This window comes from Oceaniglobus roseus, assembly GCF_002869745.1.
Classification (GTDB): domain Bacteria; phylum Pseudomonadota; class Alphaproteobacteria; order Rhodobacterales; family Rhodobacteraceae; genus Oceaniglobus; species Oceaniglobus roseus.
Window position 1 is genome coordinate 1 of sequence record NZ_PNOS01000059.1, and the last position, 17,753, is coordinate 17,753.

The window sequence follows — 17,753 nt, forward strand, 5'->3', positions numbered from 1 at the left end:
GCGCCGGTTGAGGCCGCGGGCAGCGCCCCGGCCAGCGGCGCGGGATAGCGCCCGGTCCCGAGCACCCAGCCGAGCGTCGCCGCGAACCAGCCCGCCAGCAGCGCCGCCGCCAGCCCCACCGGCACCGCCACCCCGCGCGCGCGGCCCCGCATCGCCCGCCTGAGCGCCGCCGCCTGCCGCCCGAAATCCAGCTGCATCGCCATCAGCGCGGGCACCACCAGCAGCACCAGCACCATCCCGAAGCCCAGCCCGTAGACCAGCGTGATCACCGTCGGCTTCAGGAACTGCGCCTGCGACGAGCCCTCGTAGAGCAGCGGCGCCAGCCCCAGAACCGTCGTCAGCGTCGTCAGCAGCACCGGGCGCAGCCGGTCCGCCGCGCCGTCGACGATGGCCGGGATCAGGCCCCGCTTCTCGGCGTATTCGTCGATGGTGCCGACCAGCACGATGGAATCGTTGATGATGATCCCCGTCATCCCGATCAGCCCGACGACCGAGAACATCGACAGGGGAATGTCCCAGTACCAATGGCCCCAGATCGCCCCGGTCAGACCGAAGGGAATCACCGCCATCACGATCGCGGGCCGGGTCCAGCTGGCGAAGATCCAGGCCAGCGTCAGGTAGATGCCGAGGAGGCACAGCACCAGCCCGAGCAGGGCGTCCTGCAGGAACTCGTTCTCCTGCTCGGCCAGCCCCGCCTGCCGCGTGGTGACGCCGAACTTAGATTCGAGCGCGGGCAGGATCCGGTCCCGCACCTCGGACTGGATCTCGGTCGCCCGCGCCGGATCGTCCTCCGACACCGATCCCGTGACCGAGACCAGGGGGATCCCGTTCTCCCGCCGTACGGTGGAAAATCCGCCCCGCGCCGTCACCGTCACGATGTCGGCGAGCGGCACATAGGCGCCGCTTTCGGTCCTGACCCGCGTCGCCTGCAGGAAATCCGCCGCCCGCTCCGCCTCCGGCAGCTCGACCCGGATGGTGGCAGAGCGCGGGCCGTCGGGATAGGTCGCCGCCTCGATCCCGTTCAGGCGGTTCCTCAGCACCCGGCCCAGGTCGTCGATGTTCACGCCCAGCGCCTGCCCTTGGGCCGTCAGCTCCAGGATCAGCTCCTCCTTGTCGTAGGCGAGCGTGTCCTCCAGCGCCGAGACCTCGGGAAAGCGGGCCATGGTGGTCTTCAGATCCTCCGCCGCCGCCTTCAGCACCTGCGCCTCGGCGCCGGATATCTGCACGTCGAGCGAATCTCCCCCCGGCCCCGAGCCCCAGGAGCGGAAGCTCAGCGTCTCCAGCATCGGGTGCGGCGGCACGGCGTCCTGCAATTCGGCCACGAAGGCGTTCGAGGTATAGGGGCGCAGGTCCGGGTCGATCAGCTCGATCGCGATCGAGCCCAGCTGCTCGGGCTCCTTCGTGTCCTCGCCCGCCAGCCCCCGCCCCGTGGTGCCGCCGATCTCGGCCATGGCGAAATCGACCGGATTGCGCCCGTACTCGGCCTCGTACTTCGCCCCGAGGTCGTCCACCGCCTTCTGCAGCACCCGCACCATCTCCAGCGTGTCCTCGCGCGTCGCGCCGGGCAGCATGGCGAAGTTGGCGCTGATCGAGCCCTGCTCGGGCGAGGAGAAGAAGCGCCACTGCACGTCGCCCTTCACGAACAGCGCGACCTGGCTCAGCAGCAGCGCCGTCACCCCGGCGAGAACGGGGTAGCGCGCCCAGACGACAAGCTGCATCGCCGGGCGGAAGATGCGGCGGCGGAACCAGCCGAAGCCGCGATTCACAGTGCGCGAGGGCCAGTCGTACCATTGCGCCTTCGCCGAATTCGCCATGGCATGGGCCATGTGGTTCGGCAGGATCAGGAAGCATTCGACCAGCGAGGCCAGCAGCACCGCGATCACGGTGAAGGGAATGTCGGAGATCAGGCTGCCGAACTGGCCGCCGATGATGACGAGGCCGAAGAAGGCGATCACGGTGGTCAGCGTGGCCGAGAGCACCGGCGCGAACATCCGCCTTGCCGCGTTCACCGCGGCGTCGACCGGGGATTCGCCCAGACGCCGGACGCGGAAATCCGCGTGCTCACCCACCACGATGGCGTCGTCCACCACGATCCCGAGAGTGATGATCAGCGCGAAGAGCGAGATCATGTTCAGCGTCAGACCGGCGGCATACATCACCGCGATGGCCGCCGTCATCGCCACCGGGATCCCCGCCGCGACCCAGAGCGCGGTGCGCGCGTTCAGGAACAGGAACAGCAGGCCAACGACCAGCGCCAGCCCCTGCAAGCCGTTGTGCAGGAGGATGTCGAGCCGACCGCTGATCTGCTCGGCCCGGGTGCGGATCAGGTCGATCTTCACGCCCTGCGGCAGGGAGGGCAGCATCTCGTCCGCGACTTCCTGCACCCGGTTCTGGATCCTGATCGCATCGCCGGTCTGGGTCCGGTCCACCCGGATCGAGATCGCGTTGTCCGGCCCGACGAAATAGGCCCGCGTCCGGTCCACCCCCTCGACCCGGATGTCGGCCACGTCCCCGATCCTGAGCTTCGAGCCGTCGGGATTGGCGCGCAGCACGATGTCCCCGATCTGCTCGGCCGAGCGCTTCTCCACCCCCGTCCTCAGCCGTGCCGCGCCCGAGATGTCGCCCGCGGGCCGCGCATCGGCCTCGCCCGCGATGGCCTCGGCGATCTGCTGCATCGTGATGTCGTAGCGGATCAGCGACAGCGACGGCACCTCGACCACCGTCTCGGGCGCCGCGACGCCACGGACCGTCACCCGCGTCACGCCCGCCTGGAACAGCCGCGCGGTGAAGCCGTCGGCGATCCGCGCCAGCTGGTCCACGCCCACCGGGCCGGTGATCACCACGTCCGTCACCCGGTCCCGCCAGGCGCCGCGGCGCACCTCCGGCTCTTCCGCCTCCTCCGGCAGGTCGGTGGCGGCGTCCACCGCTGCCTGCACGTCCGTCGCCGCGCGTGCCATGTCCCAGTCCGGCTCGAACTCCAGCGTCAGGCGGGCGCTGCCCTCGCTCGACTGGCTCGTCGTGCTCTCGACCCCCTCGACCGCCAGAAGCGCGGGCTCCAGCACCTGAACGATGCCCGAGTCGATATCCTCGGCCCCCGCCCCGTCCCAGCGGACCGAGACGCTGACCGTATCCAGCACCACGTCGGGAAAGAACTGCGCCCGCATCTGCGGCGCCGCAGCGATGCCGAGGGCGACCATCACCACCAGCAGCAGGTTCGCCGCCGTCCGGTGCCGCGCAAAATAGGCCAGCAGCCCCCCGGCCGCCGAAAACGAGCGCTGCGCCACCGCCTCAGCCCCCCATCCGCGCTTCGATCCGCGCGACGGTCGTCGCCGGCACGCTCTCGGCCTTCAGCTGCGCCAGCATCCGCTCCTTCGCTTCGGGCGGCATCGGTCCGCCCTCCACGAAGGCGATCAGCTTCGCGCGCCGCTCCTCGCTCAGCGCCACCATCTCGGGAATCTCGGGCGCCACCTCTCCCGCAGGCTCGGACGGCTTCACCTTGATCCCCTGCCCCAAGAGCGGCGAGCGCTCGGCCACCACGCGCGCGCCCTCCAGTCCGTCGCCGCGCACCAGCACGACATCGCCCTGCCGCCGCAGCACCTCGACCGAGGCCACCTCGATCCGCTCGTCCGCGCCCACCAGCAGCACGGTCCCGGCGCTGTCCACCGCGCTCGACGGCAGCTGCGCCACGTCCTGCAACGCGGGCTCCGCCACGTGCACCGTCACGAAATCGCCGGGCCGGAAGCCGCGCGCCTGCCCGAGCGTCGCATAGAGCATCCGCCCGCTCTGCCCCTCGCCGACCGAGGCGCTTTCCCGCGCGATCGTCCCCGTCGTCGACAGCGTCAGCCCCGTCACGTCGAGCGACACCCGCACCTCCGCCGCGGTCAGGCGTCCCCGATCGTCCAGAAGCCGCGCGTATTCCGGCGTCGACAGCCGGAACGATACCTCCAGCGCCTCGGGGTCCACCAGTTGCGCCACCTGCTCGTTCGCACCGACCAGCCGCCCCTTCACCAGCGTCACCTCGCCCAGCACGCCGTCGAAGGCGGCGTGGACGGCGGTTTCTCCCAGCCGCCGCTCGGCCTCTGCCAGCGCGATCTCGGCCCGCGCCTGCGCCGTCGCCGCCTGGTTGATCCGCGCCTCGGCCACCGCCAGCGCCTGCCGCCGGGTCAGCACCGCCTGGGTCGCCGCCGACTCGGCCAGCTCGGCCTCTTCCACAGCCGCTTCGGTGCCGACACCCCGCGACGCGAGGTTGCGCTGCCGCTCCAGCGCCTTCGTCCTCAGCCCGGCCTGCGCCTCGGCCGCCGCGACCTCGTCCTTCGCCAGCCCCAGCGCGCGCTCGGCATCCTCGGCCTCGCCCCGCGCGTCCTGAAGATCGGCCCTGGCCACGTCCAGCGCGGTCGTCGCATCCGCCGGATCCACCCGGAACAGCAGATCCCCCGCGGCCACGCGGCCGCCTTCGCGGAAGTCCTCGCCCAGTTCCACCACGGTGCCCGTCGCCTTCGCCCGCACCTCCAGCGTGCGGCTGCTGACGACCTGGCCATAGGCGGTCAGGTCCGGCACCACCGTTCCGCTCTCGTAGGGCACCACGTTCACGGCCAGCACCCGCTCGCGCGCCGCGCGCGCGGGCCCATCGTCGGCCATCCGTTCGCGCACGGCCGAGACCAGCACGCCGCCGCCGACCGCCAGCAGGCCCAGCGTCAGCGCCAGCAGGAACAGCCCGCCCAGGGCCCTTCTCAGGAATCGCATCTCAGGAACCGCATCACATAACCCTTCGCCGCACAGGTGGCGCGCCCCGCCCGAAGTCCAAGACGAAACCCCCTGACAATGCCGTGACGCCCCGCTCAAGGCGGGCCGCTACCGCATCCTATACGAAGACAGCAGCTATTTCCGTCGCCGGTGCTCATCCAGGCGCGGAAAGATCTCGACGAAGTTGCAGGGACGGTGGCGATAGTCGAGCTGCAGCGACAGGATCTCGTCCCAGGCATCCTTGCAGGCGCCGGGCGATCCCGGCAGCGCGAACAGGTAGGTGCCATGGGCGACACCGCCGCAGGCGCGGCTCTGCACCGCCGAGGTGCCGATCTTGTTCATCGAGACCATGGTGAAGACCGTGCCGAAGGCGTCGATCTCCTTCTCGTAGACGTCGCGGTGCGCCTCCACCGTCACGTCCCGCCCCGTGAGCCCCGTGCCCCCGGTCGAGATCACCACGTCGACGCCGGTATCCGCACACCACGCGCGAAGGCGTTCGACGATCTTCTCGCGGTCGTCTGTGACGATCGCCCGGTCCGCCAGCACGTGCCCCGCGTCGGTCAGCCGCTGCACCAGCGTTTCGCCCGAGCGGTCGTCCGAGGCGGCCCGCGTGTCCGACACGGTCAGCACGGCGATGCGAACGGGAATGAACGCGCGGCTTTCGTCGATACGCGACATGGTCGGCCTCACAGGCAGGGGTTGGTCACGGGCAGGCGCGGGGTGGCGAGCATCTGCTCCACCGCGCCCTTCTTGATGCCGTCCGAAATCGCCCCGGCCATTCGCGACGCCTCGGACAGGGTCGCGGCGTCCAGCGTCGGGCAGACCTCCTCGGCGGGCGCACGGGTGCGGTCGTAATCGGCGAGGATCGCATTGACCGCCTCCGCCCGCTCGGCCTCGGGCACCGGCGGCCAGGTGTTGGCGACGTAGAAGGACAGCACCCGGCCGAACGCCCCCTCGATGGCCTCCGCCTGGTCCGGCGACATCACCTCGCCGCAGGGCTCCACCTGCCGCAGCTCCGCCAGAATACGAAGCAGGCAGCCGACCGCGCCTTCGGGACTGGTATCGGTGGCGAGGTATTCGGTCGCATTCTCGTTCTGAAGCTCGGTCACGGTGACGGGGCCGAGTTGCAGGACGCGGGTGCCGGGCCCGTCGGGCTTCGTCCGGTCCTCGACCAGCTCCGCCTTGTCGCGGAACAGGGCCGCGAAATCGACGGCATAGCTCTCGCGCTCCTCCGCCTGCGCAACCCCGGCCACAAGTGCCGCCGCAAGGACCAGTCGCCACATCCCGTTCAACTCCTCTGCATCACCGCCAGCCGCACCGCCAGCGCCCCGAAGATCCCGGCGCTGATCCAGCCCAGCACCCGCCCCGCCCGGCCCCCGCGCAGCCTCTGCGCCAGCCGACCGGCGAAGGCCCCGGCCAGCGCGTTCACCACGAAGCCGCCGACCGACAGGATCGCCCCGAGCGCGAGGAACTGCAACAGCACCGGTCCCTCGGGCCGGACAAATTGCGGCAGGAAGGCGAGGACGAACAGGACCACCTTGGGGTTGGTCAGGTTCACCACGGCCCCGTCGCGGAACGCCCGCGCCGGGCGCACCGGCGGCACCTCCTCCGCCGTTCCGCCGCCCCGGAGCGACGTCCGGGCGAGCCACAGCAGATACCCGACCCCGGCCCAGCGGATGACCTCGAACAGCCAGGGCAGCGCCGCCACCGCCGCGCCGAGCCCGAGGCCCGCGAGCGCGACATGCACCATGCAGGCCGCCGAGACCCCGGCGCTCGCCGCCGCCGCGGGCCGCCAGCCGCCCTTCAGCCCCTGCCCGATGCAGAACATCATGTCCGCGCCGGGCGTCAGGTTCAACGCCAGGGCGGCGGGGGCGAAGGCCAGGAGGGTGAGGGGATCGGCAAACATCGGGGCGCTTTCGGTATGGGAAGGGGACGGACTCCGGCCCTACCCGCCGTGGCGGAGCCGGGCCTGCACCTCCAGCAGGTCGGCCCAGGCCTCGCGCTTGGCGGCGGGGTTGCGCAGCAGGTAGGCCGGGTGGAACATCGGCATCGCGGGCACCCCCAGCGCCTCGGTCCAGGCGCCGCGAAGCCGCGTGATCCCCTTGCGCCCCAGCAGCGCGAGACAGCTGATGTTTCCCATGAGGACCAGCACCTCCGGCCCCACAAGCTCGACATGACGCCGCACGAAGGGCAGCATCATCGCGATCTCGGCGGGCTCGGGATCGCGGTTGCCCGGCGGCTGCCAGGGCAGGATGTTGGTGATGTAGAGCGCATTCTCCCCCGGCTCGGCCCGGCCCATGCCGATGGCGCCGAACATCCGGTCCAGAAGCTGCCCCGCCCGGCCGACGAAGGGCTTGCCCTGGGCATCCTCGTCCCGCCCCGGCGCCTCGCCGATCACCATGACCCGCGCCGCCGGATTGCCGTCGGAGAAGACGAGGTTGCGGGCGCCCTTCTTCAGCTCGCAGCCCTCGAAATCCGCCATCGCAGCGCGAAGCCCGTCCAGGTCCGCCGCCCCCGCCGCGGCCGCCTCGGCGATGGCCACCGCATCCGGCGCCTCCAGCGGCGGCGGCAGCTCCGGCGCTCCCCGCGCCACCGGCGGGGCCACCGGAGCCGCGGGCGCCGCTTCCGGCGGCGGCAGCTCGTAGCGGTTCACCGGCGTCTCCGACAGCGCCTCGTCCGCGCCAAGCTCCGCCTGCCACTCGAGCAGCGCCGCCGCCAGCCAGTAGTCCTCGTCCGATGTCACACCCGAATCCATGTTGCCGAGCCTAGTCCGCCCGGCCGGAAAAGGGCAGAGCCCGCGGCAGCCGCCCTTGCTGCCAGCCCCGCCCCTTCCTATAACCGGGCGACGTCAGGAGAGCCCGCCGGAATGACCTTCAGCGCCCGCCACCTTCTCGGGATCGAGCATCTGCATCCCGTTGAGATCACGACGCTTCTCGACCTCGCCGAAACCTATGTCGCGTTCAACCGCGCGCCGGGCAAGCATTCTGACGTGCTGGCGGGGCTCACCCAGATCAACATGTTCTTCGAGAATTCGACCCGGACGCAGGCCAGTTTCGAGCTGGCGGGCAAGCGGCTGGGCGCCGACGTGATGAGCATGTCGATGCAGGCCTCGTCGATCAAAAAAGGCGAGACGCTGATCGACACGGCGCTGACCCTGAACGCCATGCACCCCGATCTGCTGGTGGTGCGCCACCCGCACTCCGGCGCCGTCAACCTCCTGGCGGAAAAGGTGAATTGCGCCGTCCTGAACGCGGGCGACGGGCGCCACGAACACCCGACGCAGGCGCTGCTCGACGCGCTGACGATCCGTCGCGCGAAGGGCCGCCTGCACCGCCTGACCGTGGCGATCTGCGGCGACATCGCCCACTCCCGCGTCGCCCGCTCCAACATCCTGCTGCTCGGCAAGATGGAGTCGCGCATCCGCCTGATCGGGCCGCCGACGCTGATTCCCGCGGGGGCCCGGGACTGGGGCGTGGAGGTCTTCGACGACATGCGCGCGGGGCTCGAGGGCGCCGACGTGGTGATGATGCTGCGGCTCCAGAAGGAACGGATGGACGGCGGCTTCATCCCCTCGGAACGCGAGTATTACCACCGCTTCGGCCTCGATGCCGAGAAGCTGGCCTATGCGAAGGACGACGCGATCGTGATGCATCCGGGGCCGATGAACCGCGGGGTCGAGATCGACGGGACGCTCGCCGACGACATCAACCGCTCGGTCATCCAGGAGCAGGTGGAGATGGGGGTCGCCGTGCGCATGGCGGCGATGGAACTGCTGGCGCGGAACCTGCGGGCCCGCGCCGGGGCTGTACCGGCATGATCCCGAACAGCCCCCGGAAGGAGCCCCGCCGATGACGCAAGACATTCCCCTTGCTGCGGACGAGACCGGCATCGTGCGCCTGTTCTCGGTGTCGATGCCCGCCGCCGAGGCGAAAGGCCTGAGCGACGGCGACAAGGCCGCCCTGCTCGGGCTCGACCGCGTGGACCCGGCCCATGCCGAGCTTGTCAACGTGTCTGACCTCGCGCCCCTCGGCCTCGCCAGCTATCTGACCGAGGGCCTGGGCGTGCGCCCCGAGGAGGTGCGCGCGGTCCGCGGACGGCTCGACGCGCTGGAGGGCCACGTCCTGATCCTGCGCGCCGCCGCCCACCGCGGCGCGACCGGGCTGCGCCCCGACCCGCGCCTGACCCTGATCGCCACGCTGCACGAGGAAGCGGCGGCCCCCGCCGCGCTCACCCCGCTGCGCAGCGAGGGCGCGAAGGGCACGCTGTCCCGCCCGTCCGAGCCCGAGCCGACCGCCGCGAAAGGCAGGGAGGGCCGAAGCAGGTGGCTGATCCTCGCCGCGGTGATTCTCGTCGTCCTCGCAGGCCTCGCCCTGCTCTTCGGGGGCGCTGCATGAGGGACACGGCCCCGCCGCCGCCCGGCTGGGAAGACATCCTGTCGGAGGGCGAGGAGATCCTCTGGCAGGGCCAGCCCGTGCGGGGCCTCAGGCAGCCGCTGCAGACGATCGCCCTGTCGGTCTTCGGCCTGCCGTTCCTGGCCGGCGGGCTCGCCTGCTCGGGCGCCGGGCTGCTCGGGCTCTTCGCCCCCGGCCTGTCGCCGCACCGGCTCGAGGCGGCCATAGCCCTGGTCTTTGGCCTGCCTTTCATCGCCACCGGCGCCCTCATGGTCTTTGGCACCTGGTACAAGGCGCTGACGGCGCACCGGAACGTGTTCTACACCCTCACCAACCGCCGCGGCTACATCGCCACGCAGTTCTGGAAACGCAGGCTGACGTCCTTCCCCATCGGCCCCGCCGGCGCCGTCAGCCTCGACACGGGGCGCCGGGGCGACACCGTCTGGTTCGCCGAACAGAGCCGCCGCGCGGGCAAGCGCGGCTACACCACCGTCCGCATCGGGTTCGAGGACATCGCGGACGGCGCCGCGGTCTGGCGCCTGATCCGCGGCCTTCAGGACAGGCAGAGCGCATGAGCCTTCTCTTCACCAACGCCCGCCTGATCGACCCCGAAGCGGGCAGCGAGACCACGGGCAGCCTCTGGGTCGCCGACGGCGCGATCCGTGCCCTGCCGGACGGCCCGCTGCCGCAGGCCGAGCGCACCGTCGACTGCGGCGGCCACTGCCTTGCCCCCGGCATCGTCGACCTCGGCGTGAAGGTCAGCGAACCGGGCGAGCGGCACAAGGAAAGCTTCCGCTCGGCGGGTCTCGCCGCCGCGGCGGGCGGGATCACCACCATGGTCACCCGCCCCGACCCCCCCCCCGCCATCGACACGCCCGAGGTGCTGGAGTTCGTCCCCCGCCGCGCCAAGGCCGACAGCGTGGTGAGGGTCGAGCCCATGGCCGCCCTCACCAAGGGCCGCGAGGGGCGCGAGATGACCGAGATCGGCTTCCTGAAGGATGCAGGCGCCGTGGCCTTCACCGACTGCGACCGGGTGGTGCAGAACACCAAGGTCTTCTCGCGGGCGCTGACCTATGCCCGCTCCCTCGGCGCCCTGGTCATCGCCCACCCGCAGGATCCCGGCCTGTCCGACGGCGCCTGCACCACCTCGGGCAAGTTCGCGTCGCTGAAGGGGCTTCCCGCGGTCTCGCCCATGGCCGAGCGGATGGCGCTCGACCGCGACATGGCGCTGGTCGAGATGACGGGCGCGCGCTACCACGCCGACCAGATCACCTCGGCCAGAAGCCTGCCCGCGCTGGAGCGGGCGAAGCGCAACGGGCTCGACGTGACGGCGGGGGTCGGCATCCACCACCTGACGCTGAACGAGCTCGACGTCGGCGACTACCGCACCTTCTTCAAGATCAAGCCGCCGCTTCGCTCCGAGGACGACCGCCGCGCCATGGTCGAGGCGCTGGCGAACGGGCTGATCGACGTCCTCTGCTCGATGCACACGCCGCAGGACGAGGAGTCCAAGCGCCTGCCCTTCGAGGAGGCGGCCAGCGGCGCCGTGGCGCTCCAGACCCTGCTTCCGGCGGCGCTGCGGCTGGTTCACGCCGGCGCCATATCGCTGCCGCTGCTGTGGCGGGCGATATCGCTGAACCCGGCCCGCCGCCTCGGACTGCCCGCGGGCCGGCTGTCCCCCGGCGCACCCGCCGATCTCGTGCTGTTCGACCCGGACGCGCCCTTCCTGCTCGACCGCTTCACGCTCCTGTCGAAGTCGAAGAATACCCCCTTCGACGGCCAGCGGATGGAGGGTAAGGTGCTCGGAACATGGGTCGGAGGGGAACGGGTGTTCGAAGCCTGACCCCTTCCATCTTTGCTTTGTAAATATCCCCGCCGGAGGCATTGAATGTTTCTTTCCAGACCCTTGCCGGAGGCGCGACGATGACGGGACTGATCGCCGCCGCCGTGTTCGGCTACCTCCTCGGCGCCGTCCCCTTCGGCATCGTCATGGCGCGGCTCTTCGGGCTGGGCGATCTCAGGAAGATCGGCTCGGGCAACATCGGCGCGACCAACGTGCTGCGGACCGGGAACAAGCCCGCGGCCTTCCTGACCCTCGTGCTCGACGCCGCGAAGGGCGGGATCGCGGTGCTGGTCGCGCGGGCCCTGCTGGGCGAGACGGCGGCGCAGCTCGCGGGTTTCGCCGCCTTCCTCGGCCACTGCTTCCCGGTCTACCTCGGGTTCCGGGGCGGCAAGGGGGTGGCGACCTTCCTCGGCACGCTGCTGGCGCTGGCCTGGCCGCTGGGCCTTGCCGCCTGCGCGACCTGGGCGGCGACGGCGGCGCTGTTCCGCTTCTCCTCCCTCGCGGCGCTGGCCGCGGCGGCACTGGCGCCGGTCTGGGCACTGATCGGGGGGCGGCAGGATCTCGCGGTCCTCGCGCTGGCGCTCGCCGTGCTGATCTTCATCCGTCACCACGCCAACATCCGCCGGCTGGTCGCCGGCACCGAACCGAGGATCGGCAGGAAATGAGAACCGCAGCCTTCACGGTCCTTGCGTGCACGACCGCCATCGCGTCCGTCTGCACGGCCCAGACCGCGCCGATCAACCCGCAGGCCGACGCGATCCTCGCCGCCGCGCTGCAGGAGTGCGTCACCGAGGTGCAGGGCAGCGACCCGCAGGCGCCGGTCCCGGTGCTGGAGATCGAGCCCGGCGCCGTCACCTGGGTCGCCCTCTCCGACCTCGACGAGAAGGACGACGTGATCCTCGACTTCAACCACATCCTGTGTTCGCAGGACTATGCGCTGTGGCACGGCACCGGCGGCAGCATCATCCACGCCGTCGTCGACGGCGAACGCTCGGCCAGCTGGAGCGGCGGGATCTGGCGGGTGGACGAGTTCTATGGATCGCCCCTGCTCCTGATCGGCCGCCACGGCACCGCCTGCGACGGCTACGGCGCCCAGCCCTGCGTGCAGGCGATCTCGGTCTACGAGGGCGGCTTCTCCACCGTCCGCCTGCCGCAGTCGAACGAGGAGGACGCGGGCGACGACTGAGCCCGCCCCGGCTCCGCCCCGCCTCCACTCCGTCTCCACCCCGTCTTGCCCTCGCGCCCGCACCGGCTTACTCACCTCCCATGAGACTCCTGTTCCTCGGCGATGTGATGGGCCGCGCGGGCCGGGCCGCGGTGACCGAACGGCTGGCCGGCCTGCGGAAAGCGTGGGCGCTCGACTTCGTCGTGGTCAACGGCGAGAACGCGACCAACGGCGCGGGGCTGTCGGCGGATCACGCGAAGCTGCTGCTGGACGCCGGGGCCGATGTCCTGACGCTCGGCGATCACGCCTTCGACCAGAAGGACATGCTCCGGTTCGCCGAGACCGAGCCGCGGATCATCCGTCCGATCAACTTCTCGAAGGCCGCGCCGGGCCGCGGGGCGCGGGTCTTCGCCGCGCCGGGCGGGCGCAAGGTGCTGGTGGCACAGGTGCTGGGGCAGGTGTTCATGAAGCGGCCCTTCGACGATCCCTTCTCGGCGATCGAGCCGGTGCTGAAGAACGCCCCCCTCGGCGCCCAGGTCAATGCCGCGCTGGTCGACATGCACTGCGAGGCGACCTCCGAGAAGATGGCGATGGGCCACTGGTGCGACGGCCGCGCCTCGGTCGTCGTGGGCACCCACACCCATGTGCCCACGGCCGACGCGATGATCCTGCCCCGCGGCACCGCCTACCAGTCGGATGCCGGGATGTGCGGCGACTACGACTCGGTCATCGGCATGGACAAGGCCGAGCCGCTGAACCGCTTCATCACCGGGATGCCGAAGGGCCGGTTCGAGCCCGCGGCGGGCCCCGCCACCCTGTCGGGCCTGTTCGTCAGGACCGACGACGCCACGGGACGCGCGCTGGAGGTGGCGATGGTGCGCGAGGGCGGGCGGCTTTCACCCTCGGGCCCCGCCACGACCTAGCCGCCCCGCACCCGCGCGGCAAGCTCGGCCACGAGCCCGCCGGGCACCCAGCCGATGACATGGTCGGGCACCCAGAAGAGGTTCGCCACGCAGATCGCCGCCACCAGCCACGGCCGCGCCGGGCGCACCTGCCGCACGACGCCCTGCAACCTCAGCGCCAGCAGCACGAGTCCCGCCGAGGCGACATGCAGCGCCATCCACCGCCCCCAGTCCACCGCGACGGCAAAGAGCGGCAGGATCGGCAGCAGCAGGAGCAGCGAGATCCCGAGCATCAGACGCCAGCGGTCGTGCAGCGCGACGAGATGGATCAGCGGCAGCCCCGCCAGCGCAGAGGCCAGCAGGAACGCCGCCCCGGACCGGCGGTTCAGCAGGCTGCCGAGCAGGTCGCGGGCGAAGGCGATGTCGTGGCCAAGCCACTCGATCGCGCCGATGCAGATGCGCGGCGATGCCCCGCGCGCGGTCAGCGCCGCGCAGACCGCCGCGGGATCCCCGCCGTCCCGGTAGGCCCAGGCGAACAGGAACGCGGCGGCAGTCCCCCCGACGACGACGAGGGCGGCCACCCGCACCGCCCCTGCCCGCGGATCGGGCCGCAGCGCCACGAAGGCCAGCAGCCCGTAGGCCGGCAGCAGGAAGACGTTCGCCTCGTGGCCGACGCAGGCGGCGAGGAACAGGGCGGCGGAGACCGGCGCGAGCCGGCGCCACCTGCCATCCCGTCCCGCCGCGGGCAGCAGCAGCGCCATGGCGGCGAAGACCAGCAGCTCCTTGCGCAGGCCCGCCTCGGGCCGCGCGGCCCAGAACAGCGGGAAGAAGGCGGGCGAGGTCAGCAGCAGCGCCCAGACCGGCTGTGCCAGCGCCCGCGCGAAGGCGTCGAGCAGCGCCGCCATCGCGACAAGGACCAGCGCCGCCTGCACCGCCACCGTCAGCGCCACGGGCGACAGCCCCGCGAGGTCGGCCAGAGCGATCAGCGCCGCGCCGAAGGGCCCCCGGCGCACCGTCCCGCCCGCGTCGTTGATCAGCCAGTCGCCCTGGTGCCAGGGCTCGCCGCCCGCCGCGAGGTCGGCCAGCGGGGTCGCGAGGATCAGCAGGGTGCAGAGCCCCGCCAGCGCCAGCGCGCCCGTGCGGATCGCATGGTCCGTCCGTCCCTCGCCGCTCATGGCAACGTCCCGGCGAGCGCGAACAGGAGGATCAGCCCCAGGCAGGCCCGGCTGACCGGATCGCGCAGGGCGAAGACCACCGGATCGTCCAGCATCTCGCCCCGGTGGGTCAGAAGCACGATGCGCGAGATCCAGTAAAGCAGAACGCAGCAGATCCCGCCAAGGGCGGCGGGCCGGGCATAGAGCTCGAGCACGGCGGGCGAGGTGACGTAGAGCGCCATCACCAGAACCGAGACATAGCCCGAGGCCACCGCCATCATCGAGATCACCGGCAGGTCCTCGACGACATAGCCGCGCCCCCCGGCGCCAAGCCGACCGCGGGCGGCGCTGTCGACCAGTTCGGCCTGCCGCTTCACCGCGGCGAGGGAGAAGAAGAAGAAGATCGAGAAGGCCAGCAGCCACATCGACAGCGGGATGCCGGTGGCCGCGCCCCCCGCCACGATGCGCAGGGTATAGAGCCCCGCGAGAACCGCGATGTCGATCACCCTGCGCCGCTTCAGCACCAGCGAATAGGCGGTGGTCAGCAGCAGGTAGGCCAGCATCACCGCCGCGAAGGGAGGCCCCGCCAGGAGGCTCAGCACCGCGCCGAGCGCCATCAGGCCGGCCATCAGCCCGCTGCCCCGGAAGATCGGCAGGGCGCCCGCCGCCAGCGGTCGGAAGCGCTTCCTCGGGTGGGCGCGGTCGGCGGCGAGGTCCAGCAGGTCGTTCAGCAGGTACACGCCCGAGGCGATGACCGAAAAGGCCGCGAAGGCCAGCAGGCTTGCGAGGCCCGTCGCGCCGTCGAACCGGTGGGCGGCAAGCATCGGCAGGAACACCAGCAGGTTCTTCAGCCACTGGTGCGGCCGCATCGCCCTGATCCAGGGAGCGGCCGAGGGCGGCAGCGTGCGCAGGTGCTCGACCGGCAGGCCCAGGGCATCGACCGCATGGCGCAGCCGCGGCGACGCGTTCACCGTCACCGCGGCGGCAGCGGCCTGCCAGACCGGCAGGTCGGCCCGCGAGTCCCCCGCATAGACGAAGCCGCCCGTGCCGAAGCGCGCGACGAGGAAGGCCGCCTTCCGGGCGCCCTTCAGGTTCTCGGCCCCGTCCGAGCCGTGGACCTCGTCGAAGAGTTCGAGATGGGCGGCGATGGACCGGGCAATCGCCGTGTCCGAGGCGGTGACGAGCACGGTGCGCCCGCCCCGCGCCCGCCAGTCCCGCACGAAGGCGACGACGTCCGCGTCGTAAGGCAGCACGGCGGGGTCGACGACCACCCTTTCGGCCAGCATCCGCTTCAGCGCCGCCCGCCCGCGCCGGAGCGCCGCCAGCGCGCGCAGCGGAGTCCGGCTGTCCGCCGCGGTCGCTGCCCAGAAGCTCTCGGCCAGCATGTCGGTGCGCAGCAGGGTTCCGTCCAGATCGACGGCCAGCACCTGTCCCGTCCCGTTGCGCGTCACCCTCGCCCGCCTCCGCTCCCGCACCGCCATGGTCCGGCCCGCACAGGCATAGCCGGTTCCGACCGGCCACGGAACGCCCCGCTGCGTCGCGTCGGCTCAGACCGTGGGGGTGGCCCGCAGCCAGAACCGCGCGACAAGGCAGATCCCCGCCACCCCGAGACCGAGGGCGAGACCCAGCCACACGCCGACGCCGCCCAGCCCGCCCGGAAAGCCGAGCAGGTAGGACACCGGCACGCCGAGCCCCCAGTAGCTGACCACGGCGATCAGCATCGGCCCCCGGGTGTCATTCATGCCGCGCAGCAGCCCCAGCGCCATCACCTGCGCCGCATCCGCCAGCTGGAACAGCGCCGAGGCCGCAAGGAGCACGACGCCGATGGCCAGCACCTCGTCGCGCACCGGATCGTCGGGCGACAGGAACAGGCCGATCAGCACCTCCGGCAGGCCGAGAAACAGCGCCACCGTGACGGCGACCGCCGCGCCCGAGAGCGCCAGCGCCACCAGCGCGCCACGCCGCAGGTGCGCCCCGTCGCCGCGGCCGAAGGCGTTGCCCGCCCTGACCGTGGCCGCGTTCGATAGCCCGACATGGACCATGAAGGTCAGCGAGCTGATCTGCATCGCGATCCCGTGGGCGGCCAGCGGGATCGGCCCGAGCCAGCCCATCATCAGCGAGGCGGCGGCGAACAGCCCGGTTTCGGCGAGGTTTGTCAGCCCGATCGGCCAGCCGAGGCGGAACACCTGGCCGAAGGCCTCCCAGTCGGGCCGCCAGAAACGGGCGAAGAGCGTGTGCTCGGGCAGGGCCCAGGCGGCATGGCCCGCAAGCAGGATCAGCGAGAGCAGGTTGACGGTGAGCGAGGCGATGGCCGACCCCTCGATCCCGAGTTCCGGCGCCCCCCAGTGGCCGAAGATCAGCGCGTAGTTGACCAGGGCGTTCACCCCCACCGCCGCCAGGGTGACGATCAGCACCACCCGCGTGCGTTCGAGCGCGGCGAGATAGCTCTTCAGCACCATCACGCCAAGCGCGGGCACCAGCCCCCAGCCGTAGATCCCGAGGTAGCGACCGGCCATGTCCGCCACCGCCGGATCCTGGCCGAGCGCGCTCAGCACCGTGCCCGCGTTCAGCAGCACCGGCACCGCGAAGGCGGCGAAGATCGCCGAAACCCACAGGCCCATCCGCGTCACCCGGCGGATCTGCGCGATGTCGTTGCGCCCCGCCGCCTGCGCGACCATGGGCATCACCGCGAAGGCGAAGCCCGAGCCGCAGATCAGGAAGACGAAGAACATCGACCCGCCCAGCACCTCGCCCGCCAGCGCGGTGACGTCGTACCAGCCGAGCATCAGCGCGTCGGTCAGGGTGATCGAGACCTGCGCCAGGTGGCTGCCGACCAGCGGCAGGCCCAGCGCCAGCACGGCGCGCACATGGGCGCGGCGGCTCATGGCGTGGCCGTCGCCCGGGGCGGGCGCGGCGGCGGGGTCGACGACGCTGTGCATGGCCCTGCGTTACCCGAGGGGGTGTCAGGCGGCAAGGGCCCGCGACAGCAGCCCCGCGGCAGCCAGCAGGACCGCGCCCCCGGCGAGACATTCGAGCACCGGCATCCCCCAGCGCAGCGCCCGCCCCTCGCCCACCGACGCCCAGGCGCCCGCGCGGAAGCCGACCGCCGCCAGCGCCACCGCGACGGTCACGGAGGCGGTGCCGAGCCCCATGGCGAAGGTCCCGGCGATGCCGGCAGGAAGGATCTCCATCCGCCAGGTGACGATCAGCAGGAACAGGGCGCCGGTGCAGGGGCGGATCGCGATGCTGCCGATCAGCACGAGGGCATCGCCGAGGGAGCGGACACCGGCCGCCTCCGCCGCATCGGGGCCGTGACGGTGCGTGCAGGCGCCGTGGGCGTGGGCATGGCCGTGATCCTGTGCGTGGCCATGGTCCGCCCGCGCCCCGACCGCCAGCAGCCGCCGCGCGCCGCGCACCAGCAGCCAGAGCCCGACGAGGCCGATCGCGCCATAGCTCAGCGGCGCGAACAGGTCCTCGGCAAGCCCGACCATCCGCTGGCGCGACCAGCCCAGCATCGCGACCCCCGCCAGCACCAGCAGCACCGCCGTCGCCGCC

General features: G+C 71.9%; 17 protein-coding genes. 7 read left to right on the plus strand and 10 right to left on the minus strand.

The genetic code is table 11. The annotated features are described in order from the left end of the window. The 6 genes from A7B20_RS20055 to A7B20_RS20080 all read right to left on the minus strand — a co-directional run. On the minus strand, positions 1-3,284 hold a 3,284-nt coding region (locus A7B20_RS20055), incomplete at its 3' end, for an efflux RND transporter permease subunit (protein WP_102110366.1). A gap of 4 nt (positions 3,285-3,288) precedes the next feature. Further along, the gene (locus tag A7B20_RS20060) at positions 3,289-4,743 is read right to left on the minus strand and encodes an efflux RND transporter periplasmic adaptor subunit (protein WP_102110367.1); all 1,455 of its coding nucleotides are present in this window, start codon (positions 4,741-4,743) and stop codon (positions 3,289-3,291) included. A 135-nt stretch (positions 4,744-4,878) separates the two neighbouring features. After that, positions 4,879-5,373, minus strand: a complete 495-nt coding sequence (locus A7B20_RS20065; RefSeq protein WP_425437191.1) for a molybdenum cofactor synthesis domain-containing protein — start codon at positions 5,371-5,373, stop codon at positions 4,879-4,881. A gap of 56 nt (positions 5,374-5,429) precedes the next feature. Further along, complete coding sequence (locus A7B20_RS20070; protein ID WP_102110369.1) at positions 5,430-6,026, minus strand: hypothetical protein; 597 nt, start codon at positions 6,024-6,026, stop codon at positions 5,430-5,432. A gap of 5 nt (positions 6,027-6,031) precedes the next feature. Beyond that, positions 6,032-6,649, minus strand: coding sequence for a LysE family translocator (locus A7B20_RS20075; RefSeq protein ID WP_102110370.1), 618 nt, complete (start codon positions 6,647-6,649; stop codon positions 6,032-6,034). 39 nt (positions 6,650-6,688) lie between these two features. Continuing rightward, complete coding sequence (locus A7B20_RS20080) at positions 6,689-7,498, minus strand: uracil-DNA glycosylase (protein WP_102110371.1); 810 nt, start codon at positions 7,496-7,498, stop codon at positions 6,689-6,691. Between the two features lie 111 nt (positions 7,499-7,609). Here A7B20_RS20080 and A7B20_RS20085 point away from each other — a divergent pair, with 111 nt between their 5' ends. From A7B20_RS20085 to A7B20_RS20115, 7 genes are all read left to right on the plus strand, one after another. Then, a complete protein-coding gene (locus A7B20_RS20085) occupies positions 7,610-8,560 on the plus strand; it encodes an aspartate carbamoyltransferase catalytic subunit (RefSeq protein WP_102110372.1) in 951 nt (316 codons plus the stop codon). A 31-nt stretch (positions 8,561-8,591) separates the two neighbouring features. After that, positions 8,592-9,137, plus strand: a complete 546-nt coding sequence (locus A7B20_RS20090) for a hypothetical protein (RefSeq protein ID WP_102110373.1) — start codon at positions 8,592-8,594, stop codon at positions 9,135-9,137. Then, entirely contained in the window at positions 9,134-9,709 is a 576-nt protein-coding gene (locus A7B20_RS20095) for a hypothetical protein (protein WP_102110374.1), read from the plus strand. The genes A7B20_RS20090 and A7B20_RS20095 overlap by 4 nt, the downstream gene beginning before the upstream one ends. Then, positions 9,706-10,977, plus strand: a complete 1,272-nt coding sequence (gene pyrC / locus A7B20_RS20100) for a dihydroorotase (protein WP_102110375.1) — start codon at positions 9,706-9,708, stop codon at positions 10,975-10,977. Before A7B20_RS20095 ends, pyrC begins: the two co-directional genes overlap by 4 nt. 80 nt (positions 10,978-11,057) lie before the next feature. Next, positions 11,058-11,642, plus strand: a complete 585-nt coding sequence (plsY, locus tag A7B20_RS20105) for a glycerol-3-phosphate 1-O-acyltransferase PlsY (protein ID WP_102110376.1) — start codon at positions 11,058-11,060, stop codon at positions 11,640-11,642. Next, positions 11,639-12,163, plus strand: coding sequence for a hypothetical protein (locus tag A7B20_RS20110; protein ID WP_102110377.1), 525 nt, complete (start codon positions 11,639-11,641; stop codon positions 12,161-12,163). Before plsY ends, A7B20_RS20110 begins: the two co-directional genes overlap by 4 nt. A gap of 80 nt (positions 12,164-12,243) precedes the next feature. Then, complete coding sequence (locus A7B20_RS20115; protein ID WP_102110378.1) at positions 12,244-13,065, plus strand: TIGR00282 family metallophosphoesterase; 822 nt, start codon at positions 12,244-12,246, stop codon at positions 13,063-13,065. Here A7B20_RS20115 and A7B20_RS20120 read toward each other — a convergent pair. The 4 genes from A7B20_RS20120 to A7B20_RS20135 all read right to left on the minus strand — a co-directional run. Beyond that, positions 13,062-14,219, minus strand: coding sequence for a hypothetical protein (locus A7B20_RS20120; protein ID WP_102110379.1), 1,158 nt, complete (start codon positions 14,217-14,219; stop codon positions 13,062-13,064). The genes A7B20_RS20115 and A7B20_RS20120 overlap by 4 nt on opposite strands. After that, positions 14,216-15,649 (minus strand): UbiA family prenyltransferase, encoded by a 1,434-nt coding sequence (locus A7B20_RS20125; protein WP_245867151.1) that lies wholly within the window; start codon positions 15,647-15,649, stop codon positions 14,216-14,218. Before A7B20_RS20125 ends, A7B20_RS20120 begins: the two co-directional genes overlap by 4 nt. 96 nt (positions 15,650-15,745) lie before the next feature. After that, on the minus strand, positions 15,746-17,137 hold the full coding sequence (locus A7B20_RS20130; RefSeq protein WP_425437194.1) for an MATE family efflux transporter: 1,392 nt from the start codon (positions 17,135-17,137) through the stop codon (positions 15,746-15,748). A 24-nt stretch (positions 17,138-17,161) separates the two neighbouring features. Continuing rightward, on the minus strand, positions 17,162-17,753 hold a 592-nt coding region (locus tag A7B20_RS20135), incomplete at its 5' end, for a nickel/cobalt transporter (protein WP_425437195.1).

What these genes read in the sequence shown, in the direction of transcription:
- A7B20_RS20060 (WP_102110367.1), bottom strand. Translation starts at nt 4,743, where the DNA reads ATGCGATTCCTGAGAAGGGCCCTGGGCGGGCTGTTCCTGCTGGCGCTG.
- A7B20_RS20070 (WP_102110369.1), bottom strand. Translation starts at nt 6,026, where the DNA reads ATGTGGCGACTGGTCCTTGCGGCGGCACTTGTGGCCGGGGTTGCGCAG.
- A7B20_RS20075 (WP_102110370.1), bottom strand. Translation starts at nt 6,649, where the DNA reads ATGTTTGCCGATCCCCTCACCCTCCTGGCCTTCGCCCCCGCCGCCCTG.
- A7B20_RS20080 (WP_102110371.1), bottom strand. Translation starts at nt 7,498, where the DNA reads ATGGATTCGGGTGTGACATCGGACGAGGACTACTGGCTGGCGGCGGCG.
- A7B20_RS20085 (WP_102110372.1), top strand. Translation starts at nt 7,610, where the DNA reads ATGACCTTCAGCGCCCGCCACCTTCTCGGGATCGAGCATCTGCATCCC.
- A7B20_RS20090 (WP_102110373.1), top strand. Translation starts at nt 8,592, where the DNA reads ATGACGCAAGACATTCCCCTTGCTGCGGACGAGACCGGCATCGTGCGC.
- A7B20_RS20095 (WP_102110374.1), top strand. Translation starts at nt 9,134, where the DNA reads ATGAGGGACACGGCCCCGCCGCCGCCCGGCTGGGAAGACATCCTGTCG.
- pyrC (WP_102110375.1), top strand. Translation starts at nt 9,706, where the DNA reads ATGAGCCTTCTCTTCACCAACGCCCGCCTGATCGACCCCGAAGCGGGC.
- plsY (WP_102110376.1), top strand. Translation starts at nt 11,058, where the DNA reads ATGACGGGACTGATCGCCGCCGCCGTGTTCGGCTACCTCCTCGGCGCC.
- A7B20_RS20110 (WP_102110377.1), top strand. Translation starts at nt 11,639, where the DNA reads ATGAGAACCGCAGCCTTCACGGTCCTTGCGTGCACGACCGCCATCGCG.
- A7B20_RS20115 (WP_102110378.1), top strand. Translation starts at nt 12,244, where the DNA reads ATGAGACTCCTGTTCCTCGGCGATGTGATGGGCCGCGCGGGCCGGGCC.
- A7B20_RS20120 (WP_102110379.1), bottom strand. Translation starts at nt 14,219, where the DNA reads ATGAGCGGCGAGGGACGGACGGACCATGCGATCCGCACGGGCGCGCTG.
- A7B20_RS20130 (WP_425437194.1), bottom strand. Translation starts at nt 17,137, where the DNA reads ATGCACAGCGTCGTCGACCCCGCCGCCGCGCCCGCCCCGGGCGACGGC.